General features: G+C 37.8%; 12 protein-coding genes and 1 riboswitch. Of the genes, 7 read left to right on the forward strand and 5 right to left on the reverse strand.

Translation table 11 applies throughout. The features are described from left to right. The first annotated feature begins 29 nt into the window (after positions 1 to 29). Positions 30 to 3,965, forward strand: a complete 3,936-nt coding sequence (locus ML462_RS06950) for a DUF2194 domain-containing protein (protein ID WP_240713086.1) — start codon at positions 30 to 32, stop codon at positions 3,963 to 3,965. On the opposite strand, the gene ML462_RS06955 is transcribed toward ML462_RS06950, so the two are convergent. From ML462_RS06955 to ML462_RS06965, 3 genes are read right to left on the reverse strand one after another with little or no spacing between them, the layout of a single operon-like run. Continuing rightward, complete coding sequence (locus ML462_RS06955) at positions 3,962 to 4,756, reverse strand: ABC transporter ATP-binding protein (RefSeq protein WP_240713087.1); 795 nt, start codon at positions 4,754 to 4,756, stop codon at positions 3,962 to 3,964. The genes ML462_RS06950 and ML462_RS06955 overlap by 4 nt on opposite strands. A gap of 1 nt (position 4,757) precedes the next feature. Beyond that, positions 4,758 to 5,789, reverse strand: a complete 1,032-nt coding sequence (locus tag ML462_RS06960) for an iron ABC transporter permease (RefSeq protein WP_240713088.1) — start codon at positions 5,787 to 5,789, stop codon at positions 4,758 to 4,760. Beyond that, positions 5,789 to 6,922, reverse strand: a complete 1,134-nt coding sequence (locus tag ML462_RS06965) for an ABC transporter substrate-binding protein (RefSeq protein ID WP_240713089.1) — start codon at positions 6,920 to 6,922, stop codon at positions 5,789 to 5,791. Before ML462_RS06965 ends, ML462_RS06960 begins: the two co-directional genes overlap by 1 nt. A gap of 69 nt (positions 6,923 to 6,991) precedes the next feature. Next, a riboswitch (cobalamin riboswitch) is annotated at positions 6,992 to 7,214 on the forward strand. A gap of 33 nt (positions 7,215 to 7,247) precedes the next feature. Between ML462_RS06965 and ML462_RS06970 the strand changes: the two genes are divergently transcribed. Together ML462_RS06970 and ML462_RS06975 are read left to right on the forward strand one after the other, a co-directional pair. Beyond that, complete coding sequence (locus ML462_RS06970; RefSeq protein WP_240713090.1) at positions 7,248 to 9,077, forward strand: TonB-dependent receptor; 1,830 nt, start codon at positions 7,248 to 7,250, stop codon at positions 9,075 to 9,077. A 2-nt stretch (positions 9,078 to 9,079) separates the two neighbouring features. Next, a complete protein-coding gene (locus ML462_RS06975) occupies positions 9,080 to 10,150 on the forward strand; it encodes a YncE family protein (RefSeq protein WP_240713091.1) in 1,071 nt (356 codons plus the stop codon). Between the two features lie 65 nt (positions 10,151 to 10,215). On the opposite strand, the gene ML462_RS06980 is transcribed toward ML462_RS06975, so the two are convergent. Then, on the reverse strand, positions 10,216 to 11,721 hold the full coding sequence (locus ML462_RS06980; protein ID WP_240713092.1) for a S41 family peptidase: 1,506 nt from the start codon (positions 11,719 to 11,721) through the stop codon (positions 10,216 to 10,218). A 139-nt stretch (positions 11,722 to 11,860) separates the two neighbouring features. On the opposite strand from ML462_RS06980, the gene ML462_RS06985 reads away from it, so the two are divergent. From ML462_RS06985 to ML462_RS07000, 4 genes are read left to right on the forward strand one after another with little or no spacing between them, the layout of a single operon-like run. Next, positions 11,861 to 12,370: an RNA polymerase sigma factor gene (locus ML462_RS06985; RefSeq protein WP_240713093.1), complete on the forward strand. Its 510-nt coding sequence runs from the start codon at positions 11,861 to 11,863 to the stop codon at positions 12,368 to 12,370. Then, positions 12,357 to 12,803 (forward strand): hypothetical protein, encoded by a 447-nt coding sequence (locus tag ML462_RS06990; protein ID WP_240713094.1) that lies wholly within the window; start codon positions 12,357 to 12,359, stop codon positions 12,801 to 12,803. The genes ML462_RS06985 and ML462_RS06990 overlap by 14 nt, the downstream gene beginning before the upstream one ends. Positions 12,804 to 12,814: 11 nt before the next feature. Next, complete coding sequence (locus tag ML462_RS06995) at positions 12,815 to 13,342, forward strand: DUF4252 domain-containing protein (protein ID WP_240713095.1); 528 nt, start codon at positions 12,815 to 12,817, stop codon at positions 13,340 to 13,342. Positions 13,343 to 13,345: 3 nt separating this feature from the next. Continuing rightward, positions 13,346 to 13,969 carry a DUF4252 domain-containing protein gene (locus tag ML462_RS07000; RefSeq protein ID WP_240713096.1) on the forward strand — a complete coding sequence of 208 codons (624 nt, stop codon included), beginning with the start codon at positions 13,346 to 13,348 and terminating at the stop codon, positions 13,967 to 13,969. A 50-nt stretch (positions 13,970 to 14,019) separates the two neighbouring features. On the opposite strand, the gene purB is transcribed toward ML462_RS07000, so the two are convergent. After that, on the reverse strand, positions 14,020 to 15,357 hold the full coding sequence (gene purB / locus ML462_RS07005; protein ID WP_240713097.1) for an adenylosuccinate lyase: 1,338 nt from the start codon (positions 15,355 to 15,357) through the stop codon (positions 14,020 to 14,022). Positions 15,358 to 15,403 lie beyond the last annotated feature (46 nt).

The following is a 15,403-nucleotide window of genomic DNA, read 5'->3' on the forward strand; positions in this document are numbered from 1 at the left end:
CTAATTTTTTCCGATTTTCAATATTATTAATGCTTATCTTTTTATCTGGCTGCGCCGATGATGAATACGGTGTTCTTAAAGTGGATAGGGAAATGATGCGTGTTGCCAAAATTGATAATTCTAAACCACTGGTTACTTATATTATCGATCCTGAAGATCCCTACGGGCAATTAAACCTGGAGCAGTTGAAGCAAACACTGAACTACGTTAAAATACCATTTTCAAAAATTGAGCTTGATGAATTTAATTCAAATTCAGAATTGCAAAAATCTATTAAAGTGGTGGTAATAGAGGATCTATCAGGGCTTAAAAAGAAATCTTATAATAGCCTGCTTCAATTTGTGGCCAATGGGGGGCAGGTAGTTATTTCCAAAGCCGGTGTAGACGAAAATTTTGGTTTTATGGCGGGTGTAAAACAGGGTGCCAACTATGAAACCGATACCCTCGCCATGGGATATAGATTTAAAACCAATTTTCTTCCTGCAATGAATTCAAAGGTTTACAGGAATAGATCTAACCATTTTGGATTAAAGGGAAGTAATTTTTCAGAAAAGGTCGAGGTACTTGCGAGTTCCATTAATCAGGAGGACTATCCGGTGATCCTGAAAAATAGGATAGGAAGGGGTAATGTGCTGGTCTTTAATACCACCCAGGTTTTTCCAAAGGAAGAAAGAGGTCTTTTATTTGCAGCCTTACTTCCCGGTCTGGAAGGTGTTCCATACCCTGTAGCAAATGTGTCGAGTATATTTCTGGATGATTTTCCAGCCCCATTATATGATATTAAAAGAGAGCCGGTAACCACCGAAATGGATATAAGTCAGGCAAACTATTATATGAATGTGTGGTGGGAGGATATGCTGGAACTGGCAAGAGAAGAAAACCTGGAGTATTCGGCTTACGTGTGTTTCGATTATTCCAATCAAACCACTCCGCCTTTTAATTTCTACGAATGGCAGAATTCTGGTAATGCTGAGCAGGATCTTTCAGAGCGCAGGCTTAATCGCCTTATGCGAAACTTTAATGACCTGGGACATGAGATGGCGCTACATGGCTATAATCACGCTTCTCTTACCAGGGAAATCTGGCCTAGTCAAAAATACATGGAGCTTAGCCTTGAAGCTGTTAATAAGCGTTGGCTAGCCGAGGAATACGGATCTTTTCCGAGAAGTTATGTACCTCCTTCTAATATTATAGATAGTTTAGGTTTTGCAGCCCTGGAAAGCAGTATGCCGAGCATAGTTTACAATGCGAGTATATATCTTGGAGATTTTGAAGAAGGAGGGGGGCGAGAGTTTGGACCGGAGCCCCTAAATGACCATTTTTTCAATTTCCCCAGGATAACAAGCGGGTTTGAGCTAGAGTCTGCATCAAATTTTACACTTCATTCGGCTTATTTATATACAGGTATCTGGACTCATTTTGTACATCCGGATGATGTATTTCAAATTCCGGGAACTTTCAGCAGTGGCGATTATCAGCTTAGGAATTCAGAAGGATATGGCTGGCGTGTCTCCGAGGATGGATCCCCTGGGTTATTTCCCCGGTTCCGGCAGTATCTGAATGAAATCAAAAAGTTGTATCCATTTATAAGGTTTCTGAAGGTATCTGACGCTGCTCGGATCACTATGAACTGGAGATACGCGAATTACAGATTTTCTGAAAATGAAGAAAGACTGAAGATGGAGTCTAATGCTGAGGGACTGAATTCGCAGAAGAATTTCTGGTTTACCTATGTTAAAAAAGAAAATTCATTGAGAATAGAAAATTATCTGAAAAACAATAATTTTCAATTTACTAGAACTACTCTTTTAGACGGTTTCCTTTACAATATTGAATCTCCGTCAGCAGAATTGGAGTTACCAAGGCTAAGAAACATCGGGTCTAAAGCGAGAAATGATATAAGTGCAAAATTTGAAGATTATTTACAGCCTGAAGAAGAGGTCCAGGAGCAAAATATTCGCGAACAGATAGGAGTTTTAAAGTCGGAAATTGAAAGATCTCGTAGTTTTAAAAAACAAACCTGGCTTCAATTGCTTAGATATTTAGGTTGGGAAGACAGGACCTCTGAAATATGGCCATTGCTGGATTTCAAATACTCTAATAATAAAAATTACAGGGAAAAATACATTTTATTTTCAAAGGCTATTATAAAGGAAACTGGGGACTATCCAGACCTAAATACCAGAGAACGCTGGATGTTAAGACAATTGGAGGTTAACCCAGCTAACCTGACCCTGAAAAAGAAATACATAGATTACTTTGGCTCAGAAAATGGAGTGACCTTTACGAAAGAAGAATTGCTTCAGCTCTATGCTAATTCTGAGCAACCTGATGAAAAAAACAGCTACTATTCCCTGCTGATCCACGAATTTCCAGGAGAGGCTTTTCGTATGGCAAAGGAGGCGGGGACCTGTACAGATAATGAGCTCTTATCGGCGAATATGGCCTGGACCCTGGCCGATAACGGCTACTATAAGGAAGCCATTTTACTTTCTCAATGCACGGACTCCTTATCTCAATCTGATGTAGATGACTGGCGTTTGCAGACCGGAGAATATGAGTTCCTGGAAGGAAAGAATTATTCACTATACCTTGAATATCTTATAGAGGATAACCCGGGGATGGCTGCAAGAAAACTAATTGATGTTGATCCCTGCAAAGAAAAACTAAAACCTATTTCAGTAAATATTGCCTATGCTTTCGCCGCACAGGGAAGTTTCAGGAAAGCACTGGAATGGTCGGCGTGTAGTGATGGTTTTCCAATAGTGGAAAGACTACAGTGGCTATACGCATTACAGAACTTTCAAAAGATCGAGGAGATCTATAAGGAACTCAGCCAGGATGTGAAAAGTACCGAGGATATTCAGCATTTTATGGCAGATTACTACTTAGGTAGAGGGGAGATAGTAAAATCCTGGAAATTTACTTCTGAATTGTCACCTGGAAAATTAAAATCGACCCTTCAGAAACAATTGAACAAGGATGTGGTTTACCTGGATTACAAAGAAAAGAAAGAGCTTTTAGACTTTTACCCGGCTTTATTCTATCCGGAGGTTAAACAGGAGGTTGAAAAGGAAATACGGATTGAAAATGGTAATTTTCTCCAGATCGATTCTGAAATAATTAGTGATAGGTTCGATCCTACTTCATTCAGAACTTCCCTTTCCTACGGCATGAAGGATAAAAATTTCAATACTCATATGTTGGGATTAAGTAAAAGAAATGCCTATGCTGTAAATGCAGAAATCACTGCTGAAGAAAACTCTGATGAAAGGCTTATGGGGCTGTCTTATCGCTTCATTTCCAATGAAAGAGCCGCCAAGTTTAATTACAATCTTGGCTCTGAATTGGAATTTAATAATAGAGGGAAGGCGTTTTTGCATCTGGATGCCAGGATCAGTTATTCGAAAGACAGTCTTTTCAGTTCTCTGCAACTTTTCAGAAGACCAGCGATCACGGGACCTGCATACATACTGGATATATACCAGTCTCAGATCAATATTTATGAGGAGCTTCAATTTAAGAGGAAATGGCAGGCCATTCTTTATGTTGAGGCTAACCACTATGAAGATGATAACGTAATGGATGTCCAGGCCTCGACTAACCTTACTTATGACCTAAAACTTGGAGCTGGCTCAAAATTTAAACCTTATACAGAAATATCCGGTATGTTGGGAAATACCAATAGACCAAGTGGATATCCTTACTGGACCTTAGACGAACGTTTCTACGGTGGATTTGGAGCTTCATATGAATACAGGAATGAGGAATCTGCCTGGCTTATAAATCTTGATGCAGCTTATTTCCTGGATACTTTTTCAGATCAATTTCAGCGCTACAGGGGTAGTGTACTATGGCCGGTTACCCCATTTTTACACTTTAAAGCAAATGCTGAATTCTACAGCTTGAAAAACTTCTATTCCAATAACTTCGGTTTCGGATTGAAATATTATTTCAAGGATTAGGTGTCTATTTTAAAGGAAGAGGAGTCGGTGTCAAATTTGATCAAACCTTTTGGGAAAAGATCTGAAAAGGCTCCAGAATCGAGCAGTTCTTTTGGAGTGCCAAATTGCACTTTTTTTTCCTGCATAAGGATGATCTTATCGCAAAGCTGAATAGCCAGGTTGATCTCGTGTGAAGCGAAAACAATGGTTTTATTCGTTTTTCTGGTGAGCTTCTTTAAAAGTTGAAGTACATACGCTTTATGGTAAAGGTCGAGGTGGGTGGTAGGTTCATCCAGAATTACCAGTGGAGTGTCCTGGGCGATGGCTCTTGCTATCAAAACTTTTTGCATCTGGCCGTCACTTAATTCATAACATTTCTTAGTTCGTAAATTTTCAATGCCTACCAGGGCCATTGCTTTTTTGATTTTTCTAAGGTCAGTTTTGGTTAACCTTCCAATCCAGTTCGTGTAAGGTTGTCTTCCCAGAGCAACCAATTCTATAACACTTAAATTTTTTGACAAAAATTGCTCTGTCAGGACAATGCTAATATTTTTAGCAAGATCTGATGGGTTGATTTTGGATAGTTTATTTGAAGATATAAAAACTTGTCCATCAATACTTTGAATTATTCCACTTAAAGTTTTAAGTAAAGTTGATTTTCCTGCCCCGTTCACTCCGATAACCGCAACTAGTTCTCCTGGTTTTACCTCAATATCGATTTCTGAAGCTATTAAATTTACCGTATTTTTCTTCCGGTAACCTATGCTGAGGTTTTCGGTTTTAAGGACAGTATTTGAAATTTCTGATCGCATTCTAAAAATTAAATTTTCTCTTTCTAACCAGTAACCAGATCACGACAGGCGCTCCAATTAACGAAGTTATAGCATTAATGGGTAAGCTGAATTCGCTGCCGGGTAACTGCGCAATTATATCACAAATCAACATCAAAATAGCTCCTCCAAAGATCACCGCGGGAAACAGGGTGATATGGTTTGAAGATGGAATTATCTGCCGGATTAAATGCGGAACGGCAAGACCCACGAATGCGATAGGTCCTGCAAAGGCTGTTATGCTTCCGGCAAGCAGGCTAGTGGCGATAATAATCGCTAACCGATTCTTTCTAATGTTTGTTCCCAGGCTACGGGCGTATTGTTCACCTAGGAGAAGGGAATTGAGGTTTTTAATGCTTCCAATACTTATAAGAATTCCTAAAAACCAGAATAATCCCAGGATCAGGACTTCCTCCCAGCTAAGGTCTCCCAGGCTTCCGTAGGACCAGAATACATACTGCTGTAATTGCGAGGCGGGACTAAAATAGGCCAGAACGCTAACGATGGCCGCTGTAAGGCTGGCAAACATCAAACCTATGATTAGTATAGCCATGGTGTCTCTAAGCCTAATAGAGGCTAGGATTACGGCAAATAAAACCAACAAGCTTCCTATACTCGACGCGATCACCAGGCTCCATTTGGAGAGCAGGATGGCAGCAAATGAAGCACCAAAGATAGAAGCTCCCATAAAAATAATAGCGACCCCAAGGCTGGCACCGCTACTCAATCCTAAAACATATGGTCCGGCTAGTGGATTCCTGAAAAGGGTTTGCATTAAAAGTCCGCTCACTGCAAGGCCAGAGCCGGTAATAATGGCAGTTATCGCCTTAGGTAGTCGGTAATTTAAAATGATATAACGCCACGTATCTTTTTCTACATCCAGGCCCAATAATGAAGAAGCAACTTCAACAATTGGAATATTTACTGAGCCTAGACTAATATTGAATAATCCCGCAAGGACCACCGCAAGGAATAATAAGATAATCGAAATTGTATATTTCTTCTGGTTCAGCATTAATCAAGAGGTTTGTAAAATACCGTTTCATGATCATTAAGCAACTCAGGATGAAATATAGAGATAAGGTCCTTTAATATAATATCAGGTCTTTGCGGGCCAAGTTCATAGAACAACACCCCTCCAGTGGATCCCTTGGAGACGCTTACGCTATAAACATTCTTGTTCTTAACAGCTTTAAACCTTTTATAATGCTCAGATTTGTTAAATAGATCCTGGTAAGAAGTAAACTGACCGGAACTCACCCAGAATTCGGCATTTTCTGCTTTTTCCAGAACGCTTTCAAAAGAGAGAGAAAGGCTGCCGTCACCCTCGGTATCTGCATATAGATAATCTGCATTAGCATCTTTGATGAATTGAGCTTGCCAGGAATTGCCGAAAGGCATATACCATTGATCATTAAACATGGATCCACCAATCACCTTTGGGCGGTTTGCTGCAGACCTGGCCATTTCCTTAGCCGAGAGGTATTCAGATTTAATATTTTTAAAGATCTCTTCAGCCTTTTTTTGCTTCCCATAGAGGGCGCCGAAAAACTTGATCCACTCTGCCTTTCCAAGCGGGGTTTGTTCTGTCCAGTCGCCATTATAAACCACAGGAATACCTGTTTTTTGTATGGTTTCAAAACTTTTATTTGAGGCATTGATGGCAAATCCAACCACCACATCTGGGGAAAGCTCTATTAGTACTTCAGTATTGATATTCTCATTTTTTCCAAGCTCTGAGATCTGGTCTTTTTCAATTAAGCTTCTGGTCTTTTCTGAAGAAATATAATTCAGGCCGGGAAAACCTACCAGCGTTTTTTGCTGTCCAAGAGCCTCCAGGGCAGGAATATGAGTGGTGGAGGTAACCACGATTCGATCTACAGGGATTTCAACTGACTGGTCGTATTCAATACCTTCCGGAATTTCCGAACCTTTTTCTTTTAAAAGATAAACAAAGGCCTTCTCTGATTCAGGCCAGGGCGTTTCTACTTTAACCAGGCTAAAACCGTCAAATTGAGTGATACTTAAACCTTTAGCATTTTCAATGATTACTTCTTTTCCCTTTTCAGAAATAGTGGGTTTTTCTTTTGAAGCATTCTTGCAGCCCCAAATAGCCAGAAATAGAAATATTTTAAGGATTATTTTCAAAACGGTTAATTTGAGTTCAAAAGTAAGATTATTTAAATTTTTCAATCACTTACTTAAGTATTTTGTTTAATTTCGCCCTGAAATTTTGGTTCGGCGCCGATTTATTTCTGCGTGGATTAAAAGGGAATCAGGGCGGAGGCTTTACTCCGAAAACCTGAGCTGTTCCCGCAACTGTAAGCTTAGCCCGTTAGGGTGGCTGCAATAATTCTTCAAACCACTGTTGGTATTTGGCTAATGGGAAGGTGAATTGCAGTACGTGAGCCAGGAGACCTGCCTGAATTTTCAACTAATATCGAGTGACTTTCGGGATAAAGGTCGGCAGATTATGAGCAGAAACTTATATCTAATTGTAGCTTTTTTTATATGCTTTTGTATTTCTACAAAAGCGCAGACAGATTCCATTAACTGGTTGGATGAAGTTCAGCTTAGTGATGTTAAGCTTAAAAATAATTCAGAAGGGCAGTTTGTAAAAGAATTAAGCGATTCAGTAATAAAACAATCAGAACCGCTTTTAACCTCAGTTTTAAAATTTAATTCTCCATTCTTTTTTCGTGAAAATGGCTACGGAATGGTTTCATCGGCATCGGTTAGAGGGACGGGTGCTGCTCAAACCGCTGTGATCTGGAACGGTATAAATATTAACTCCCAGTTTACCGGTCAGACTGATTTTAATACGATTAATACCGCAGTTTTCGATAATATTAGCCTGAAGCCAGGAGGAGGAAGCGTTGTTTATGGAAGTGGGGCGATTGGAGGTACGATCCATCTAAATAATGAATTTAGTTTTGACGGTGGCCAAAGTAATGAATTGCGTTTTGGTTTAGGGAGTTTCGCAACCTACCAGACTAGCTATAAGGGAGATTATTCTAACGAGAAGACCAATTTGAAAATTGGAGTTTCCGGTATTTCTTCTGAAAATGATTATCCATATCTAGATGTCGGTGAAAAAAATGAAAATGGCGATTTTTATAATCTGGCTCTGAATGCATCTGTGGCCCACTGGTTGGGCGATTCGAATATCTTGAAGTTCTACTCTAATTATTACCAGGGAGAAAGAGGTTTTTCAGGTACATTGAATCTGCCTTCTAATAGTAAGTATGAAGATTTTAATTCTAGAAATCTTTTGGAATGGAAGTCGTTTCTAGGCAATTTCACCAGTAGTTTAAAGCTTGCATGGATCTCTGAGAAGTTCAAATATTTTGAGAACAGGGATTCAGAGAATTTCAGTTTTGGTAATGCGGAAACGGCCATTATTAAATATGACCTGGCTTATGACTTTTCAGATAATAAAACGATTAATCTCATCGTAGATTATAATGGAGTTATCGGTGATGGCACGGGGATAGAAAATGCCGAAAGGCAAATAGGAGGTTTTTCCCTGCTATGGAGTGATGAGATACAGGATTTTAATTATCAGCTAAGCCTGAGACAGGAGATTACCGAAAATTATGATTCTCCGTTATTATTTTCGGCAGGAGCAACTTATAATTTTTCTAAGAATTATTCAATTAGATTCAATTCTTCAAGAAATTTCAGGATCCCGACCTTTAACGACCTTTTCTGGTTAGAAGGTGGAAATACCAATTTGGATCCAGAAACCTCTATTCAAGCTGAGCTGGGAAATACACTAATCCTTAGTGATTTCAAAATCAACCTGGCAGCCTATTTCATGGATATTGAGGATTTAATTAGATGGACGCCCGATGATTCTGGGGTTTGGAGACCACAGAACACTTCAAAGGTCCAAAATTATGGTTTGGAAGCTTTTGTTACATGGAGTAAAGTTCTGGCCGGGAATGAGTTGAATTTGAGCGCCAATTATGCTTTTACCAAAGCAATAAACCAGGAAAACCAAAATCAGCTGATCTATACCCCTTTACATAAGGCTACGCTTTCAGCAGGTTATGAGGTTAAAAATTTTAGTATCCATGTCCAGTCTTTATATAACGGTAAGATCTATACCTCCTCAGATAATAATTATGAGCTGGATCCTTATCAATTGGCAAATTTAAGGGTAGGGTACGTATTCACAAGTGATCCTGAAATAATCCTAAGGGTTGGAGCGGATAATATTTTCAATGAGAACTATCAAAGTTTACCCTCCCGTATAATGCCGGGAAGGTCATATAATTCAACATTAACAATCAATTTTTAATTATGAAGTTCAAACATTCTTTACTTTTTCTATTAGCCTTACTATTTTTAAATTCCTGCGACGATGATAATGATTGTTGTTTGCCGGCAGGACCCGGAGATGAATTCGAAACAGGTGTTTTTGTATTAAACGAGGGCAATTTTGGATCGGCCAATTCTAGCGTAAGTTACATCGATGAACTAGTTCAGGTAAACCAACCGGCCATTTTTTCAAATGTAAATGGATCTTCCCTTGGAGATACGGCTCAAAGTATCGAAATGCATGAAGATATAGCGATCATCGTTGTGAACGTATCCAACAAAATCGAAATAGTAAACCGTTATACCTTTGAAAGCCTGGCTACAATTTCTTCAAATCTTAGTAATCCCAGATATGCTGAGGTTATTGGAGATAATATTTATGTAAGCAACTGGGGCGACGGAATGAACCCTGGTGATGATTTTATTTCAGTATTCAAACTTTCTGACTACAGTTTTAACCAAAGCATTCCGGTTGCCGAAGGTCCTGAAAAAATGATTGAATTGAATGATGATCTTTATGTGGCTCATATTGGTGGTTTTTCATTCAATAACATTGTCAGCCATATCGAAACCGAAACAAATAGCGTGACCAATGAAATTGAAGTAGGAGACAGGCCAAATTCCATGGTCATCCAGGGTAATGATATCTGGGTGTTATCTTCGGGAAAACCATCTTATGCCGATGAGGAAACTGCGGGAGTACTTAGTAGGATTGATGCTGGTACAGATGAGGTAGTAGCCGATTTCCAATTTCCAGAAAATAGCATTCATCCTGAAAATCTTAATATTGCAGGCGGCTCGGCCTATCTAACCATAGAGAAATCTCTTTATAAATATGATTTTAATGGTGAGTTACCTGATACTCCGGAATATAGTTTTGATGAGGTTTCTGTGCTATACGGGTTTGAGATAAATGATTCCAAGATTTATATAGCTTCCCCAAGAGCAGATTTTACGGGAGATGGTGATTTATATATATATGATCTGAATGACGGAAGTCTTCTGGATAATTACGCGGTAGGGATAAATCCAAATGGAGTTTATTTTAATTAGTCAGTCAGATATTGATCATAAAAAAACCCGCTCAAAGGCGGGTTTTTTTTTATCCTCTTTTCAATTTAATTATTTTGATCAGGAAGGTTTACATCAATATACATTCTCTGGTAATTAAATTGTTCTGCCTTACTTTCAGAAATAACATTAGTTGGCACTTTTCCAGTTTTTTCAAAAGGTATCATATTTCTACTACCAGTTCTTATTAATTCCAATGTTGTTGCTAATAGTGGTTCATTTGGATCTCCAAGGATTCCATATGTACTAATGAATTCTCTTTGTTCTACGTCTGGAGATAAACCTTCAGGATGAGCTTCATTGTTTTTGTTCACTAAAGAAAGTACTAATGGCTGAAGTGCATATTTATGATCTGGGTTCAAAGAATTATCCTTATCAAAATTAGGAGCGTCAGAATCATAAAATGTATTTGATCCCTGTACTTTACCTACAGTAGTAGTTCCTACGTGAACTACATCTATAAAAGGTTTAAGACTATTTATCACCAGTTCGCTGGCAGAGGCGGAAGATCCAGTTGCGATTACATATACCTTACTTAAATTAAGACTATTAGTGCCTTCTTCCCCCGAAGGTGAATTAACTGTCGAGTCCATTCTATAGGTTAAATCACTTCCCTGGCTCTCATAAACATTTTGGATATAACTGTTATATTGAAATTTCACGAAAGGTTCATTGTTGAATTGTCCGGTTATCATACTAGCTAGGTCAATTGCAGTATCAATTCTACCACCACCATTATACCTTAAATCAAGAACCAATTCGTCAATATTTGCAGCTTTTAGTTCACCAAATGCAGCATTAAGTTCTGATGAATAATCGAATATAAAGCTATTATACATTATATATCCAACGGTTTTTCCATCAACATCTAAGGTTTTTGTTATAAATACAGGATTTTCGTTTACGGTAGTTTTACTTACATCAATGGTTTCTGAGGTGCTGTCAACACCAGAATCAGAAATTTCACCTAAAGTAAGAGTCCATGAACTTTCAGCCAACAAGCTACTATAATTATTAATGTTTAGTTCTTGCCCGTTGATCTCTGTAAAAACCATTCCTCTTTCTATCCCAGCATCCTCGGCAGGAGTATTTGGAAGTACATACCTGGCATAAAGAATAATATTATTACAACCGTCACATGCATATGTTAAACCATAATCGATCCCAGTACTAGTTGTAGTACCTGAAAACTGGTTTTCAAGTTCTTCGTAATCATCTACTATCCAACTGAAACGATCTGTATCTGGATAATTTAGTAACAAGCCGTCATAATAAAGTTCCTCAGGATCATCCCAAGTCATAAGCCATTCATTTAATTCAGATTGATTACCAAAATAATTATCATTATAAATGTCCATATCATCATTGTAGTAATACCAGATATCCATGGCTTTATATTCAAAGTCTTTAATTTCCAGCTCCAGTTCTTCCTCTGCAGTTAAACTGTTATCTGGCTTTTCTTCGGGAAAATCCTCAATATCATCATTATTAGAGCATGAGGTAATTAATCCTCCCGCAAATAGGAAAAGGATAAAAAATTTATAAAATTTCATAATTGAATTAAGGGTTAATAAGAATTAGCAAATTTTTTTTAAAAATAGTTACATAAATACAATAAAAAAATTTTTTGTAACAAAACTATTTCTGATTCGTCGTAAAGGTGAGAAGGCATTAAAAACCAACCAAAACCTAATGAAAGAACATACCTTCCTTGAAATAATTAATCCGGTTAAGGATAAGATGTACAGAATGGCTTTAAGGCTACTCACTTCTAAGGAAGCAGCCGAAGATGCCACTCAGGAGGTTATTCTAAAACTGTGGAATCGGAAGGAAAAGATCAAGAGTTATGCCAATGTAGAGGCTTTTGCGATGACGGTGACAAAGAATTACTGTTTAGATCAGTTAAAATTAAAACAAAACAGCAATTTAAGGATAGTACACCAGAACTATGAAAGTAAACATATCTCACTACAAACCGAAATAGAGGTTAATGATGAAATGCAATGGTTAGGGAGAATTGTAGCTTCCTTGCCTGAACAGCAAAAAATGATATTTCAGTTAAGAGATATTGAACAATATGACTATGAAGAGATCGCGAAGATCATGGATATGAAACAAACCGCGATAAGAGTGAATCTTTCGAGGGCGCGAAAAGCGATCAGAGAAAAATTGATAAAAAAGCACAATTATGGAATTAGGTAAAATTGAAAGACTTCTTGATCGCTATGATGAAGGTGAGACTTCAATAGCTGAAGAGAAATTGCTCAGGGAGTATTTCCTGAGTGAAGATGTACCAGAGCATTTAAGGAGTTACCAGCTCATGTTCAGGTTCTCTGCCAGCCAGGCTGAAGAAAAATTAGAGAATAAACCAAAGGTAGTTTCAAAAAGAAACTGGTATTCATGGACTTCTATAGCGGCAATCCTTATCGTTGCACTTGGAATCTTTTTCTATAACGATTCCTCCAGGATGTTAAATGATAACGGTTTAGGAACCATTAGTGACGAAGAGTTAGCTCTACAGAAAACCAAAGAAACCCTTCACATGGTGGCACAAATTATGAACGAAGGAAAATCTGATCTTGTTTACCTTAAAGAATTTAATAACACAAAGAATAAAATAATACAAATAGACTAAAACCAGAAATCATGAATAGATTAGTAATTACCCTCCTGTTAACCCTGGCTCCCTTTTTAACTCAATCTCAGAATTTTGAGAAATATGAGGATATGAAAGAAGTAGACGCCATGGTAATGACCAGTAAAATGTTTAAAATGCTGGCTAAAGTAGATTTAAGTGATAGTGATCCTGAGGCTCAGGAATATATGAAACTTATAGAAAACCTTGATCGTATCCAGATCTATAAATCTTCAGATTCTAAGGTTAGGAATCAGATGGCTACAGATGTAAAATCTTACCTTCAAAAAGGATCCCTTGACGAATTGATGAGAGTTAATGACGATGGGCAGAATATTAAATTCTACTCTCTGCCAGGGAAGAATGACAATTATGTAAGGGAATTATTTATGTACCTAGAAGGGTCTGAAGGAGACAAACCAATGACAGTAATCTTAAGCATTACTGGAGAAATAGACCTTTCCCAATTGTCCAAATTAACCTCAGACCTTAAAGTTCCAGGTGCTGAAGAATTAAAAAAAGCCAACAAAAAATCATAAATCATGAAAACATTTAAAATTTTATTCGTAGCCCTTTTTGTCGTAGGATTAACCTCATGTGATGATGGTAAATCCCTTCAGAAATATTACATAGAGAACCAGGAGGATACAGATTTTATGGCTGTAGATGTTCCTACAAGTATGTTCACCAATAGTTCCTCATTAGAGGCAGAAGATAAGGCTACTCTTGAAAGCATTAAGAAGATTAACGTTCTAGCCTTAAAAAAAGATGAAAATCCTGCAAAATTTGAAACTGAAAAGCAGAAACTTAATGAGATATTTAAAGACGAGAAATATCAGTTGCTAATGAAGTATGGAGGAGGAAATCGAAAAGCAGCTTTATACTTTACCGGTGAAGAAGATGCTATTGACGAGTTGATCGTTTATGGATATGACGAGGAGATGGGACTTGGTGTTGCAAGGGTTCTTGGTGAAGATATGGATCCGGAAAAGATCATGAAATTAATGAAGTCTATAGATAAAGATAATATAGATGTTGAAGGTATTAAAGGATTAGGAAAGATCTTTGGGGAAGGTGAAGAAAAGGATTCTGTAAAAGTGAACGTGGAAGTAAGTTCCAAAGATTCAGAAAATACTGAAGATGAAAATAAATCTACTGTTGAATAACAGTTTAATTAGTTGAAAGTAAAAAGCCCCGTTTTCGGGGCTTTTTTTTATTAGATACCGGTATAATTCTGAGGTGTGATCTTATGAAGTTCATTTTTAATATCATCTGAAACTTCTAATTGATCTATAAACGCCGACATACTTTGTTCAGTAATTTTCTCATTCGTTCTGGTAAGACCCTTTAAAGCTTCATAAGGGTTTTTAAATCCATCTCTTCTTAAAATGGTCTGGATTGCTTCTGCTACCACTGCCCAGTTATTTTCTAGGTCGGCATTGAGTTTATCCTCATTAAGAAGCAGTTTATTTAAACCTTTTAAGGTAGATTTGAAAGCAATGATCGTGTGACCCACAGGCACCCCTATATTCCTTAACACGGTACTATCGGTAAGATCTCGCTGTAACCTGCTAACAGGTAGTTTACCTGCCAGATGTTCAAATAAAGCATTGGCGATACCTAGGTTTCCTTCACTATTTTCAAAATCAATGGGATTTACTTTATGAGGCATTGCAGATGACCCTATCTCACCTTTCTTGATCTTTTGCTTGAAATAATCCATAGAAATGTATGTCCAGATATCGCGATCAAGGTCCAGAAGGATATTGTTAATTCTTTTAAGGGAATCAAAAAGCGCAGCGATATGGTCATAATGTTCAATCTGGGTGGTAGGGAAGGAGTGATGCAATCCAAGTTTATTCTCTACAAAATCATTTCCAAATGCTTTCCAGTCAATTTCTGGATAGGCAACCTTGTGAGCATTATAATTTCCAGTGGCACCTCCAAATTTAGCGGCATGAGGGACAGTATTTAGTAGGTTTAGCTGCTCTTCAATTCTCACCACAAATACATCTATTTCCTTACCTAATCTGGTTGGTGAGGCCGGCTGACCATGAGTTCTAGCCAAAAGAGGTATATCCTTCCATTCTGAAGCAAGTTCTTTAAGCTTATCAAGAATATTATTCAATTCCGGGATATATACTTCCTTAATGGCATCTTTAAGGCTTAGTGGAATAGCTGTATTATTGATATCCTGCGAAGTCAAACCGAAATGAATGAACTCCTTCGAATCTTGCATTCCCAGTTTATCGAATTCTTCCTTTAAAAAATACTCTACTGCCTTAACATCATGATTGGTGATCTTTTCGATATCCTTTATGGCCTGTGCGTCGATGCTGGTACAATTCTCATACAACTCTCTTATTTTTTTGAAGTTGTTGGTATCCACATCCTTTAGCTGCGGCAAACCCTGTTCGTAAAGAGCTATAAAATATTCTACTTCAACAAGGATCCTGTATTTAATCAGGGCTTCTTCGCTAAAATAGGCAGATAACTTTTTGGTTTTGGATCTATATCGTCCATCAATTGGTGAAACTGCAGAAAGGGATGTCATTTGTTACTTTTAAAAATTAAAGGCGTAAAGATACCGCTTCATGTTT

The sequence above is a fragment of the Christiangramia lutea genome, assembly GCF_022489035.1.
GTDB lineage: Bacteria > Bacteroidota > Bacteroidia > Flavobacteriales > Flavobacteriaceae > Christiangramia > Christiangramia lutea.

Bases quoted from the DNA above. Each gene is read 5' to 3' on its own strand.
- ML462_RS06985 (WP_240713093.1), top strand. From the start codon at position 11,861: ATGAAAGAACATACCTTCCTTGAAATAATTAATCCGGTTAAGGATAAG.
- purB (WP_240713097.1), bottom strand. From the start codon at position 15,357: ATGACATCCCTTTCTGCAGTTTCACCAATTGATGGACGATATAGATCC.
- ML462_RS06955 (WP_240713087.1), bottom strand. From the start codon at position 4,756: ATGCGATCAGAAATTTCAAATACTGTCCTTAAAACCGAAAACCTCAGC.
- ML462_RS06975 (WP_240713091.1), top strand. From the start codon at position 9,080: ATGAAGTTCAAACATTCTTTACTTTTTCTATTAGCCTTACTATTTTTA.
- ML462_RS06950 (WP_240713086.1), top strand. From the start codon at position 30: ATGCTTATCTTTTTATCTGGCTGCGCCGATGATGAATACGGTGTTCTT.
- ML462_RS06980 (WP_240713092.1), bottom strand. From the start codon at position 11,721: ATGAAATTTTATAAATTTTTTATCCTTTTCCTATTTGCGGGAGGATTA.
- ML462_RS06960 (WP_240713088.1), bottom strand. From the start codon at position 5,789: ATGCTGAACCAGAAGAAATATACAATTTCGATTATCTTATTATTCCTT.
- ML462_RS07000 (WP_240713096.1), top strand. From the start codon at position 13,346: ATGAAAACATTTAAAATTTTATTCGTAGCCCTTTTTGTCGTAGGATTA.
- ML462_RS06970 (WP_240713090.1), top strand. From the start codon at position 7,248: ATGAGCAGAAACTTATATCTAATTGTAGCTTTTTTTATATGCTTTTGT.
- ML462_RS06990 (WP_240713094.1), top strand. From the start codon at position 12,357: ATGGAATTAGGTAAAATTGAAAGACTTCTTGATCGCTATGATGAAGGT.
- ML462_RS06995 (WP_240713095.1), top strand. From the start codon at position 12,815: ATGAATAGATTAGTAATTACCCTCCTGTTAACCCTGGCTCCCTTTTTA.